A 12,499-nucleotide genomic window follows, 5' to 3' on the forward strand; every position below is an offset into this window, starting at 1 on the left:
ACATTAGATAAAAGTATTTTAAGGGATCTTTATAAACGTATTCTTACAAAAGAAGAAAGTATTGAGAATCTATATCATAAGCTAGAAAGCTAAATATGGGTTCATACTATGAGGAGATTGTATGAAAAAAAATAATATAACTATAACCAGCGTTAAAAATGGACCTTATGTGATATCTAATCTGAAGGAAATCAAGGAATCTGTCGGTATAAATGTACCTATAGATGCACCTACTAAATCCTTCTGTCGGTGTGGAGAATCAAAAATAAAACCTTTTTGTGATGGGACCCACGGTAAAATCGATTTTAAAACCGATAAGTCAATTGACCGACAACCAAGACATTCGGATACTTACAGAGGGAAAAAAATAACCATTCATGATGACAGAGGCATATGTTCCCATGCAGGGTATTGTACAGATGGTTTACCTAAAGTCTTTAGGATGGGTACAGAACCATGGATAGATCCGGATGCAGAGTCAGTTGAAAAAGTCATGGAGACCATAAAAAAATGTCCTTCCGGCGCACTAAGCTATACGATAGATGATGTTAAATATGATTCGTTTTCGGACACCCCGGAGGTGATGATCACTAAAGATGGACCCTATGTGATTAAAGGCTCCATTGAATTAAAGGATGATGATACGCCTGAATCCTTGGAACATTATGCGCTTTGTCGCTGTGGTCATTCGAAGAATAAACCATTCTGTAATGGACAACATTGGTATGAAAAATTTGAAGATGACGGTAAGGTTAAAAAAAAACTGGACAAAGTAACCATAGATGATGAGAAATACGATAACAAGTACACCACAATTCAGAAGTTAGCAAAAACCGGTAAAAGCGAAAACTCTGCTATGAGGACCCTTGAAACTTTCCCGGATTTTAAAACAATTTTGTTTAAGGGTAGCCAACTTCACAGAATGCCTCTTAACGGAGATGTTCCGGTGAATCTGAAGACGGTAATCGGTAAGACGGCCAAAAAACCTATAACCCTCAACCTTCCTTTTTATGTATCCCATATGTCTTTTGGCGCTTTATCAAGAGAAGCTAAGATTGCTTTAGCTAGCGGTAGTGCCATTGTCGGGACAGCTATGTGTTCGGGAGAAGGGGGTATGTTGTTAGAATCTAGAGAGGCGGCAAAAATATATATTTATGAACAAGGAACAGCACATTTTTCTTATGATGAAGAAATCATGAAGAAGGCAGATGCTGTTGAATTAAAAATAGGCCAAGGTGTTAAGCCGGGATTAGGTGGACATTTGCCAGCGAGTAAAATTACGCCAGAAATAAGAAAGATTAGAGGGCTTAAAGAAGGAGAGGAATCTATTTCTCCAGGAAGATTGGCCGGTGTTGATTCTCTAGAAGATCTTATTAAAAGAGTTGAACGTATACGCATGGTCACAGACGGAGTTCCGATTGGTATAAAATTTGCAGCGGGAAATATTGAAGAAGATATCGCCTTTGCACTACAAGCAAATCCGGATTTCATTACGATTGATTGTCGCGGTGGTGCTACTGGATCTTCGCCTAAGTTTTTAAAAGATAATGTTGGAATGCCACCAATATTTGCAATTAGAAGAGCTAGAAAATATCTAGATCAAGTTAAGAGTGATGTCTCTTTATGTATAACCGGTGGTTTTAGAGATAGCTCTGATATTGCCAAAGGTATAGCGTTAGGTGCAGATGCAATAGCACTTGCTACGGCATCTATGATATCTATTGGTTGCCTTCAATCTAAAGTTTGTCATACAGGTACTTGTCCGGTAGGTATAGCAACACAAGATGAAGATCTAAGAAGTGTTTTTAATATGAAAGAATCCATTCAGCATTTTGTAAACTTTTATACAGCAACAGCAAATGAGTTAGAAGTTTTTGCCAGAACAAATGGAAAAGATGATATACATCAGCTCGATGTGGATGACCTTATGACAATTAATAATGAAGTCTCGATAAATACAGATATTAAACATGTTTGATGTATTATGGTAGTCCCTTGTTATAAAAAGATAAAAGCATATCTATTATTCATTTTTCATTAAGAAAACATACTTCATAGGTATGTGCAATTTGATCTTGTTATTGTTTGATTCTAATATGTGGGGGCATGAGGCTTTAGCGATTTGTAGTTGAAGCACATTGCCACCACAATTAACAATAATCGTCGTTGAGAAAACCCCATCTATTTTATCCATGATTTCACAATCAAATACATTATCCATAGATGTTGTTTCAATATAGAGCTTAAGGTGATGGGCTCGGATACCGGCCAGCATAGAGTCGGATAAGGGTATTTGGTTATTTGCGGCTTTAAAAATAAGGTTTTTGGACTTAAGCAAGAGGTAGTCTTTGTGTTTTTCTAGGATGGACACGTCCAGTATATTCTTACACCCGGTTATTCTAGCTGTGGTCAAGTTAATGGGTTTGTTAATGATGTCTTCTTTTGGACCCAGTTGAAGATTCTGACCTTGATCCATGATCATAATCTGGTCACAGATGCGGTAAGCTTCTTCAATGTTATGAGTCACAAGCAATACAATACCATTAAAATTCTCTTTGATTATTTTCATCAACTCTTTTTCCAATAAGTATTTAATATGACTATCTAGGGCAGAAAAAGGCTCATCTAAGAGTAGCAAGTCCGGTTCTGTAATGAGTGTTCTTGCCAGAGCCGTTCTTTGTTGTTGTCCGCCGGATAGCTGAGAGGGATAGTGATGTTCAAGACCCTTTAGTTGCATCTTCTCAATCATATAAGTTACTTTCTGTGTACGTAGATTTTTTTCAAAGTGTTTCATACCATAGGCGATATTTTGCCTTACTGTCAGATGAGGGAACAAGGCATAGTTTTGAAAAACATAACCTATGTTACGTTCTCGTGAAGGTATATTGACTTTGGATTCATAGGCGTATAATAATGTACCGTTAAGTCGAATACTTCCGCTATCCGGTGTTTGAAGTCCGGAGATGCATTTTAAGGTCATGCTTTTACCACAACCGGAGGCACCAAGTATACCTAGTACGCCTTTATCGGCAGCAAAGGAAGTTTGGAGGGTGAATTTTCCTAAGGACTTTTTAAAAGATACTTCAAGCATGTTCACTCACCCCTTTTTCATCTTTCTTTCGAGTTGATTGATGGTAAACAAGACAATAATGGCAATACTGGTCATAATAAAGACGAGCAAGTTGGCCATCTCTTTGTTGCTGGCTTGCAGGGCATCATATATGGCGATGGGCATGGTCATTGTCTTGTTGGGAATGCTGCCTGATACCATTAAGGTGGTTCCAAAATCGCCGAGTGCTCGGACAAAAGACATTGTAAGACCGGCCACGATACCACGCCATGCGATGGGGATAACTACGGTAATGAAGACGTTCATTTCACTTCGACCAAGGAGTCTAGCAGCATTAAGATAGTCTTCATTGATTTCAAGAAAGGCCGTTTTTGAGGCCTTAATCAAGTAAGGAATAGAGACGACAGTAGATGCGATAATAGCACCGGTTGGGGTAAAGACAATCCTTATGTCAAAATTGTTCTCTAAAAAAGCCCCAATAGGCGATTGCCTTCCTAAGAGAACAAGTAAATAATAGCCAAGAACTGTAGGCGGTAATACAACGGGTAAATTGGTTAAAGTATCCACAAAATCTACGGCTTTTCCACGACCCCTACTCAAAAAATAAGCGACAGGAAGCCCGAATAAGAAGCTGATCAGCGTTGCGGTGAAGGCAACACGAAAAGATAAGTAGAGCGGAAAAAGATTAACACTATTCATAAGTTTACTCCTCAGGTGTTACAAAGCCATATTGATGCATTATTTCTTTGCCTTTTGGACCATTCACAAATGCTACAAAGGCTCTTGCCAGTGCTTCGTTATCGGTATCACTTACCACCGCCATGGCTTGGGTTAAAGGTGCATGCATATCGGAATCAATCATACTATAATTAAGTGTCGCTTCATCCTTTTGTGAGCGTGCAATAATAGCGACATCTGCATTGCCGGTCGTTAGGTAGGAAAGTGTTTCTGCTATGTTCTTACCAAAAACGATTTTGGGTTCGAGCGTCTCCCATAAACCTGCGGTTTCAATGGCTTGTTTTGCTGCTAATCCATAAGGTGCATGATCAGGACTGGCGATGGCAATAATTTTGATATTTGGGTCCCTAAGATCATCTATTGCTGTTGCTTCAATCCCACGGTCTTTATGGCTTGCAATACCGATACGACCGATGGCGTAAATCTGTCTTGTTTTTGGAAGAATCAGACCTTTTGCATCAAGGCTTGTAATGGCACTTTCATTTGCAGCAGTAAAGACGTCAAAAGGCGCACCATTAGTAATTTGTTCGCTTAAGGTGGCGGTTGAGGCAAAAGAAAAGGTAACACGACAGTTGTTCGAGGCTTCAAAGGCTGTGCCTATTTCAGTAAAAGCCTCTGTTAGTGATGAAGCTGCAGCAACAGTCAATGTACCTTTTTCTTGAGTCATCAAGTCGGCTGATTCACGAGGGTTATCCTTGGTAGAAGCGATAGTTCCCTTAGTATTACAACCGTGTAAACTCATAATGGATATAATTAGAAAAAGTATTAAGAAGTTTTTTTTCATTCTTCTCCCCCCTCGTATTGTTGATCAAGTTGAATGTGAACAAAACAATATGAAACACACTATAAAGATATATAATTATTATTATTTTGTACATATTATACGTAGATAAGGATTAAAAGTCAAGGGACAAGACGCTTGAAGTTGTCAAACGTGACGAAACGTGATATAATCACAAGCATTATATCCAATATGTTAGGAAGGTGGATGCTATGGATAATCAAAGTGCACTTACGGCTCAAGAAGTAGCGGAACTATTGAAGATTGCAAAAAACACAGTCTATGAATTGATAAAAAGAGGTGAAATCAATTCTTATAAAGTTGGTCGGAAAGTCAGGTTTACTCTAGAAGATGTAGAAGCCTATATTGCAAGATCAAAACAACTTCAGCCAACGGTTATGGTACTTGATAAGGACGAAAAAACAGAAGGCCATCTGAAACCTAAAGGCAATGCTTTTAGTGGTAATTTTGTTATATGTGGTCAAGATATTATGTTAGATGTTTTATCCAATTATATCGAACGTCATCCCAAAGGAGGACCAACCCTTCGATCCTATATTGGTAGCTATAGCAGTCTTTTTGCTTTATATCAAGGAGAGATTCAAGTTGCATCAGCCCATTTATGGGATAGCAATACGGGGCAATACAATATCCCATACGTAAGAAGTTTGCTTCCCGGAATACCTACGGTTATCATACATCTTGCTTATAGAATGCAAGGATTTTATGTGGCAAAAGGTAATCCCAAAAATATTACAACATGGAATGACTTAAAAAGAGAGGATATTACCATGATCAATCGAGAAAAAGGTGCAGGTTCTCGTGTGCTTCTCGATGAACATTTGCGATTGCTTGGAATCTATGGGAGTACAATTAAAGGTTATAAAAGGGAGTCTCAATCCCACCTTACAGTTGCAAGCACAGTTGCCAGGGGCGGGGCAGATGTAGGTATTGGAAGTGAAAAAATAGCTCGTCAAGTGGATGGAATAGACTTTATACCATTACAGAAAGAGAGATACGAGTTGGTTGTTAAGAAGGAAGATATAAGAACACCTCAAATACAAGCAATTCTAGAAATCCTTAATTCAGAAGAATTTAAGACGGAGTTTATTGGCGTTGGTGGATATGATATAAGTGAGATGGGTCATATTGTTGCAGAAACCTAATATGTTAAGGGTCAAAACTAAGTTTATTTAAGCTCAAATAGTATAGAGGGTATTAACTTTGACTATAGCATAAATATGAACGCGTTGATAAAGATTAAGACGGTATTATTGAAAAAGAGTCAAACCTACATTAAGAGGAGTAATAAAATGGGATTATTAGATCGAATATTAATAGAGATTACGGGACTTAATGAACCGGTAATGTTGGAAGCACAAAAAAGAATGGATTCACTTGCTAAACCATTAGGAAGCTTAGGCACCTTGGAAAAAATCGCCATTCAGATTGCAGGTATAACAGGGCATGTGAAAAATGAAATTCATAAAAAATGTACGATTATTATGGCAGCAGATCATGGTATATGTGCAGAAGGCGTAAGCTGTGCACCACAAGAGGTTACAGCGATTCAGTCGCTAAATATGTTAAAGGGTATAACAGGTATTTCTGCTATTAGTAAGGTAAACAATGCGGACATACGTGTAGTTGATATAGGGATTATGAGCGATATTGATGGTATAAACTTGGTTAAAAAAAAGATTCGTTACGGTACAAATAACTTTCTTAAAGGACCGGCAATGGAAGGCGAAGAAGTGATTAAAGCCATTGAAATCGGTATTGAAATGGTTAAAGACCTAGTAAAGGAAGGCTATGATCTTATTGGAACGGGAGAAATGGGAATTGGCAATACCACTTGTAGTAGTGCTGTTTTTATGGCCCTTACAGGATCGAGTGCAAGTCATTCGGTTGGCAAAGGTGGTGGAATTACGGAGGAAGCCTTTGAACACAAAAAAAGCGTAATTGAAGAAGCCATCCAGTTTAATCAACCCAATTCGAGTGATCCGATTGATGTATTAACCAAAGTCGGGGGATTAGATCTTGCTGGAATGGTTGGTTGTTTTTTAGGTGCTGCGTATTACAGAGTACCTATCGTAATAGATGGTTTTATCTCTGCAACAGCAGCTTTCGTAGCCTATAAAATAAATCCCCTAGTAAAAGACTTTTTAATTCCATCTCATTGTTCACTGGAACCTGGTTATATGTGTATTATGAAAAAAATGGGACTTAACCCTATGCTATATTTGGAAATGAGATTAGGAGAAGGTACGGGATGTCCTATAGCTTTTCATATCATTGAAACGGGTTTATCCGTCATGAATAATATGGCTACTTTTGAAGAAGCAACCATTATTAGTGACTATTTAGTTGATATAAGATAAAAGAAAAGTGGTAACCATAGCTTTACCATCTACTTTATTTTGAGATTCGTTTGATTAAGTAACGACTAGAGTAGTAAAGGAAGGTAAAAAACACCATGACAAAAACGATACATAATGAATTTGCTAAGAGGTATAAGATCGGTGATGAGATTGGTAAGGCATTAGATGTACTTGGCTATAATCAGCCTTTGGCCGTTCAAGATAGGGTTATGCCCCATATACTTGAGGGAAGGGATTTGATTGTACAATCTCAGACAGGAAGTGGTAAGACGGCGGCTTTTGGTATTCCTATAGCCGAGAAGCTAGAGATGGATGAGAACCTACCACAGGTACTCGTATTTACACCTACAAGAGAGCTTGCGGTTCAAGTCTGTGAAGAGATTGCAAGTATTGGCAGATATAAGAAAATACGTTGCCTGCCAATCTATGGCAAGCAGCCAATTCATATTCAACTCAGGCAGTTAAAACAACGTGTTCATGTTGTCGTCGGAACGCCTGGGCGTCTTGGAGACTTGATTAAAAGAAAAAATCTAGTATTAGAACAAATCAAGTATCTGGTCATCGATGAAGCGGATGAAATGCTAAAAAGAGGTTTTCTTGAAGATGTCGAGGCGATTATTAAGAGAATACCCAAGGAACGTACAACCCTTCTTTTCTCAGCCACCATGCCACCGGAGATAGAGTTCATATGTTCGGAGCATATGATGAATCCCTTGCGTATAGAGATGGCATCGACCCAAGCACCTATAGACCAAATCAAACAAGTCTCTTACCAAGTCGCAGATGATTGGAAGTTCATGCTCTTAACGAAGTTGATGGAAGAACTGAAACCAAGGAGTTGCTTGATTTTTTGTAACACAAGAATCAAAGCAGATCAATTGGTCCAGAAACTTATCAAAGGCAAATATGACTGTATGGCCCTTCATGGTGGTATGGCTCAGAAAGATCGACTAAGAGCGATCTCAACCTTCAAAGAGGGAGAAGTCACCTATTTGATAGCGACAGATCTGGCGGCTAGAGGGATTCACGTAGATAGCCTTGATTTGGTGGTCAACTATAACGTGCCCCTAGACAATGAAAACTATGTACATAGAATCGGTCGGACAGGACGTGTTGGTGAAGAAGGCCGTGCCATTACTTTTGTATCCACCCATGATCAGAGAAAATGGGATGAAATTCAAGAATATATAGGCTATAAGGTCCCAATAGAAGATCAGAAAGCATTGCAACAAAAAGCTATTACTAGGACAAGTGGAGCAAAAGACAAGCCAAAAGCAAAAAGAGAAAAGAAAGATCAGCTTCATAAGGATATTACAAGGTTGCGTATCAATGCCGGAAAGAAGAAAAGGATGCGTGCCGGTGATGTACTGGGCGCAATCAGCAATCTACCTGGGATTACATCTGAAGATATCGGTATTATTGACATTCAAGACGCTTGTACCTATGTGGAGATTTTTAATCATAAAGGCCAGATGGTGGAAGAAGGACTAAACAAGGTCAAAGTCAAAGGCAGGGATGTTAAGATTAAGAAAGTCAAGTAACCCTTCATATTATCAATTAGAAAAAACTCAACTGGCTTAAAGGTCATTTGAGTTTTTATTTTTCTAGAATGCAGACTATATTTACTAGTGAAAACCAACTAAGTAATAGTTATTATTTATTGATAATAACTATAAATAAAACCGTAGACCTATTTACTGTAGGCACTAAGTATTATATCCTAATTATTAGGAAATTAAGTTGTTGTTTTAGATTAAGAAATGACATTTAATTCTTGATGAAACTTATAATAGAATGACTTCGAAAGGAGCATATATTGTGTTTGGTTTTAATCACAAAATATCAAAACCAATTATAATATGTAAAATATAAAATGAAAATAAATTTATCAAAACGTATTGCACTGTTTGTAGGACTTCTCATCGTCTTTATATCCATTACACTCGGACTCACAGCTGTTGAGTTTAGTTCTAGCATTGTTATCAAGACGGCAGAAGAGGCGATGTTGGAGTATTCAAGTGAAGTAGCAGAACAAATTACAGCTCTAATAGATATACGACTGGCTGTTCTTAATGAGATTTCTTTGAAAGAGGAAATCAGTAGTATGGAATGGGTAAAACAAAAAGCATCTTTGATGGACGATATCGAAAGATTAGGCTATCAAGATATGGGTGTGGTATTACCAGATGGAACCGCTAGATTTGTTTTAAGTGGTGAAACAGTGGCAGTAGACGACAGAGATTATGTACAAAAAGCACTGAATGGCGTGGGAAGTGTTTCAGATGTGGTCATCAGCAGAATAACTGGTGAACCTATATTTATCGATGCCGTTCCAATTAACGCCAATGGAATGGCTGTGGGTGCCTTAATAGGCACACGTGATGGGACATCCTTGAGTGAATTGACGGATCAATTATGCTTTGGAGACAATGGCTATGCTTTCATTGTTGGCACCGACAGTACGATAGATGCTCATCCCAATAGAGAATATGTAACTGAACAAAGTAATGCCTTCAATGACATTGAAACGGATGGAGTATTAAAGGCATTTGGTCTTGCATTTCAAGAACTTGGTGTTGGAAATTCAGGTCTTGCCAATTATGAACTTTCCGGAAGAAGAAGAATTACAGCCATGAGCCCAATACCCAAAACAAACTGGACACTTGGAATTGGTAACTATATTGCAAAACCTATTCGGTATTTATCAAGTTATATAGATAGACTTTCACATTATGATTTGACAAAAAAGGGGATCAAAGCATTAAAAAGCACGCAAAAAGAAGTGATGAGATTGGTGTGATTGCTGTATCCCTTACAGTGATGCGAGATAATTTTATTGAACTGGTGAAGGAGATTCTAGATACTTCAGGACAAGTAGCCGTTACGTCAGAGGAACTAACATCAACAAGTCAACAAGTAGCAGTTGCGGCAGATGAAGTTGGCAGAGCGGTTGAAGAAATGGCTATTGGTGCAACGGATCAAGCAAAAGAGACAGAAAATGGTGCAACCAGTGTGAATCAATTAAGTGGCTTAATTTCACAAGACCTACACTTCATTAAAGAGTTGAATGATGCGGCAAATCAAGTAAATAGACTTAAAGATGAAGGTCTTGGAGTGTTGTTTGAGCTTGTAAATAAAACCAAAGCGAGTGAAAAAGCGACAAGGGATATACATGATGTTATTTTTGAAACGAGCCAAAGCGCTACAAAAATAGAAAATGCCAGTCAGATGATTAAAAACATAGCTAGTCAAACTAATCTTCTAGCACTCAATGCAGCAATAGAGGCGGCTAGAGCTGGTGAAGCCGGAAGAGGATTTGCTGTGGTTGCGGATGAGATTAGAAAGCTTGCAGAACAATCCAATAGTTTTACGGATGAAATAGTATCCATCATTCAAGAGCTTTCAGGTAAAACAGAGCAATCGGTTGTAACGATTAAAGAAGTAGAAGGGATAATATCATCCCAAGCAAAAAGCGTTGATAGTACGAATGAAAAGTTTGAAGGTATTTCAACAGCTTTAGAAGGCATGAAAATGGTTATGGAAGGATTGAACAATGCCAGTCATGAGATGGGCGTCAAGAAGGATGATATTGTAAGTATTATTGAAAGCTTATCAGCAATTTCTGAAGAAAACGCCGCCAGTACAGAAGAAACTTCAGCATCCGTTGAAGAACAAACAGCTGCTATTCAAGAAATCGCTGAAGCCAGTGAAACCTTAGCTCAATTGGCAGAATCCATGCAAACAGTAGTATCCAAATTCGAACTTGATCATGGCCTAATATAATTAGAAAAAATAAAAAAATCAATACTACAATATTGGCACTTTTACCATAGCTTAAATACCAAAAAAAGATGTTGTGTGATTCAAGCATCTTTTTTTGGTATCAACTAAAGAAAACACTTTCATTGACTTTGAATGCTCAGGATGCTATAATTATGAAAAACCGATATCGTTGCACGGCGAAGTGCAATGAAAAAGCGAAGAAGCTTGCAATGAAGCGTATCACTATGCTTTGTAGCAGCTTTTTGTATTTTTAGGGAAAAATCTCATAAAGGAATGAAATCTATGGAAAACTTTGAAAAACAAAGAATTATTCAAGAATATGTTCCGGGAAAACAAGTAACCCTTGCCCATATCATCGCAAAACCACAAAAGAGCATCTACATGAAATTAGGTCTGGCAGATGAGCATAGTGATGCCATAGGTATCCTTACCATCACGCCCAGTGAAGCGGTTATTATTGCAGCTGATGTTGCTACCAAAGCTGCAAGTGTAGATATTGGTTTTATTGATCGATTTAGCGGTTCTTTGGTTGTTACAGGCGATATATCCAGTATAGAATCCGCCTTAAATGAGATACTGAATATATTGACCAATGTATTGTCATTTACCCCGACAATGGTCACCAAATCATAGCGCTATGAAAAAAATTCTATTAATAGGAGCTGTGGGATCGGGTAAAACCACATTTGTCCAAGCGATGATGAAAGCAAGTCTAAAATACAAAAAAACCCAAGCTATGGAATACTATGATACCATCATTGATACACCAGGCGAGTACTTAGAAAGTCGAAGATACAATAATGCCTTAATTGTTGCATCTTGTGACTGTCATATGGTACTATTGTTTCAGGACGCAAGTAGCAAAAACTGTCTATTTTCTCCGAATTTTGCGTCAGTTTTTACAAAGCCAGTAGTAGGTATTGTAACAAAAATAGATGAAGAAATAAAAGATATAGATTATGCAAGGGATTGTCTTACATTGGCAGGCGCAGAAAAAATATTTGAAATAAGTGCAATAATGGGTTTAGGCCTAGAAGAACTTGAAGACTATATGGTTTTGAAGCCTTAACCACCGTTGGTTAAAGGTCAAAACCAAGTTTCACTAGATTCACAAACAGAAATAGATTATGTTGATGCATTCATAACTATCCTGTCTGTGAAAGTTCAACTATATGGTTTTGAAGCCTTAACCAACCCTTTCAATACATTTAAGGAGGACAATAGAATGAAGTGCAGAATAGTAGTAACCGACGATGAACTTATTACTAGGATGGACCTCAGCGAGATTCTCAAGGAAGAGGGCTACGACGTAGTAGGACAAGCTTCCGATGGATTCGATGCAGTTGAATTGTGCAGAAAACTTAGACCGGATTTGGTGCTTATGGATGTGAAGATGCCGATACTAGATGGCATAAAGGCATCTAAAGTCATTATCAATGAAGAGTTAGCCCTTAGCGTTGTATTGTTAACAGCTTATAGTGGCATTGAGTTTTTGGAGCAAGCCAAAGAGGTGGGTGTCATGGGGTATATCGTTAAACCTGTCAGCAGCCAGAACCTTATTCCAACCATTGAGATTGCAGTAGCAAAAGGACGGTTAATCAAAAAAATAAAAGAAGACACAGAAAAGCTAAAAAATCAGTTAGAAGCCAGGAAGTCCATTGACCGGGCAAAAGGTATTCTTATGGATCATAATCGAATAACCGACAAAGAGGCCTACAATCTCATTAGAAAACTGAGTATGGAAAA

The 12,499-nt window shown here is 38.1% G+C and carries 12 protein-coding genes; 9 read left to right on the forward strand and 3 right to left on the reverse strand.

What is annotated here, in order from left to right; all coding sequences use genetic code 11:
• The first annotated feature begins 121 nt into the window (after nt 1–121).
• Nucleotides 122–1,978, forward strand: coding sequence for a glutamate synthase-related protein (locus AC6F8J_RS02700; RefSeq protein ID WP_500720778.1), 1,857 nt, complete (start codon nt 122–124; stop codon nt 1,976–1,978).
• Between the two features lie 45 nt (nt 1,979–2,023).
• Here the strand turns inward: AC6F8J_RS02700 and AC6F8J_RS02705 are convergent, their stop codons facing one another.
• Genes AC6F8J_RS02705 through modA form a run of 3 tightly spaced genes read right to left on the reverse strand, consistent with a single transcriptional unit; the run spans nt 2,024 to nt 4,592 of the window.
• Nucleotides 2,024–3,091: an ATP-binding cassette domain-containing protein gene (locus AC6F8J_RS02705; protein WP_500720780.1), complete on the reverse strand. Its 1,068-nt coding sequence runs from the start codon at nt 3,089–3,091 to the stop codon at nt 2,024–2,026.
• A gap of 6 nt (nt 3,092–3,097) precedes the next feature.
• Complete coding sequence (gene modB / locus AC6F8J_RS02710) at nt 3,098–3,769, reverse strand: molybdate ABC transporter permease subunit (protein WP_500720782.1); 672 nt, start codon at nt 3,767–3,769, stop codon at nt 3,098–3,100.
• A 4-nt stretch (nt 3,770–3,773) separates the two neighbouring features.
• On the reverse strand, nt 3,774–4,592 hold the full coding sequence (gene modA / locus AC6F8J_RS02715) for a molybdate ABC transporter substrate-binding protein (protein WP_500720784.1): 819 nt from the start codon (nt 4,590–4,592) through the stop codon (nt 3,774–3,776).
• 209 nt (nt 4,593–4,801) lie between these two features.
• Between modA and AC6F8J_RS02720 the strand changes: the two genes are divergently transcribed.
• From AC6F8J_RS02720 to AC6F8J_RS02755, 8 genes are all read left to right on the forward strand, one after another.
• Entirely contained in the window at nt 4,802–5,755 is a 954-nt protein-coding gene (locus AC6F8J_RS02720) for a substrate-binding domain-containing protein (protein ID WP_500720786.1), read from the forward strand.
• Between the two features lie 147 nt (nt 5,756–5,902).
• Entirely contained in the window at nt 5,903–6,970 is a 1,068-nt protein-coding gene (gene cobT / locus AC6F8J_RS02725; RefSeq protein WP_500720788.1) for a nicotinate-nucleotide--dimethylbenzimidazole phosphoribosyltransferase, read from the forward strand.
• Nucleotides 6,971–7,065: 95 nt separating this feature from the next.
• On the forward strand, nt 7,066–8,511 hold the full coding sequence (locus AC6F8J_RS02730; RefSeq protein ID WP_500720790.1) for a DEAD/DEAH box helicase: 1,446 nt from the start codon (nt 7,066–7,068) through the stop codon (nt 8,509–8,511).
• 332 nt (nt 8,512–8,843) lie between these two features.
• Nucleotides 8,844–9,770 carry a cache domain-containing protein gene (locus tag AC6F8J_RS02735; RefSeq protein ID WP_500720792.1) on the forward strand — a complete coding sequence of 309 codons (927 nt, stop codon included), beginning with the start codon at nt 8,844–8,846 and terminating at the stop codon, nt 9,768–9,770.
• A 20-nt stretch (nt 9,771–9,790) separates the two neighbouring features.
• A complete protein-coding gene (locus AC6F8J_RS02740) occupies nt 9,791–10,753 on the forward strand; it encodes a methyl-accepting chemotaxis protein (protein WP_500720794.1) in 963 nt (320 codons plus the stop codon).
• 282 nt (nt 10,754–11,035) lie between these two features.
• On the forward strand, nt 11,036–11,386 hold the full coding sequence (locus AC6F8J_RS02745; protein WP_500720796.1) for a BMC domain-containing protein: 351 nt from the start codon (nt 11,036–11,038) through the stop codon (nt 11,384–11,386).
• A gap of 4 nt (nt 11,387–11,390) precedes the next feature.
• The gene (locus AC6F8J_RS02750; protein WP_275842418.1) at nt 11,391–11,822 is read left to right on the forward strand and encodes a EutP/PduV family microcompartment system protein; all 432 of its coding nucleotides are present in this window, start codon (nt 11,391–11,393) and stop codon (nt 11,820–11,822) included.
• A 156-nt stretch (nt 11,823–11,978) separates the two neighbouring features.
• A partial coding sequence (locus AC6F8J_RS02755; protein ID WP_500720798.1) for a response regulator occupies nt 11,979–12,499 on the forward strand: 521 nt, incomplete at its 3' end.

Source organism: Petrocella sp. (assembly GCF_059865615.1).

Excerpts from the sequence above, each read along its gene's own strand:
- AC6F8J_RS02700 (WP_500720778.1), top strand. The coding sequence starts at position 122 with ATGAAAAAAAATAATATAACTATAACCAGCGTTAAAAATGGACCTTAT.
- AC6F8J_RS02705 (WP_500720780.1), bottom strand. The coding sequence starts at position 3,091 with ATGCTTGAAGTATCTTTTAAAAAGTCCTTAGGAAAATTCACCCTCCAA.
- modB (WP_500720782.1), bottom strand. The coding sequence starts at position 3,769 with ATGAATAGTGTTAATCTTTTTCCGCTCTACTTATCTTTTCGTGTTGCC.
- modA (WP_500720784.1), bottom strand. The coding sequence starts at position 4,592 with ATGAAAAAAAACTTCTTAATACTTTTTCTAATTATATCCATTATGAGT.
- AC6F8J_RS02720 (WP_500720786.1), top strand. The coding sequence starts at position 4,802 with ATGGATAATCAAAGTGCACTTACGGCTCAAGAAGTAGCGGAACTATTG.
- cobT (WP_500720788.1), top strand. The coding sequence starts at position 5,903 with ATGGGATTATTAGATCGAATATTAATAGAGATTACGGGACTTAATGAA.
- AC6F8J_RS02730 (WP_500720790.1), top strand. The coding sequence starts at position 7,066 with ATGACAAAAACGATACATAATGAATTTGCTAAGAGGTATAAGATCGGT.
- AC6F8J_RS02735 (WP_500720792.1), top strand. The coding sequence starts at position 8,844 with ATGAAAATAAATTTATCAAAACGTATTGCACTGTTTGTAGGACTTCTC.
- AC6F8J_RS02740 (WP_500720794.1), top strand. The coding sequence starts at position 9,791 with ATGCGAGATAATTTTATTGAACTGGTGAAGGAGATTCTAGATACTTCA.
- AC6F8J_RS02745 (WP_500720796.1), top strand. The coding sequence starts at position 11,036 with ATGGAAAACTTTGAAAAACAAAGAATTATTCAAGAATATGTTCCGGGA.
- AC6F8J_RS02750 (WP_275842418.1), top strand. The coding sequence starts at position 11,391 with ATGAAAAAAATTCTATTAATAGGAGCTGTGGGATCGGGTAAAACCACA.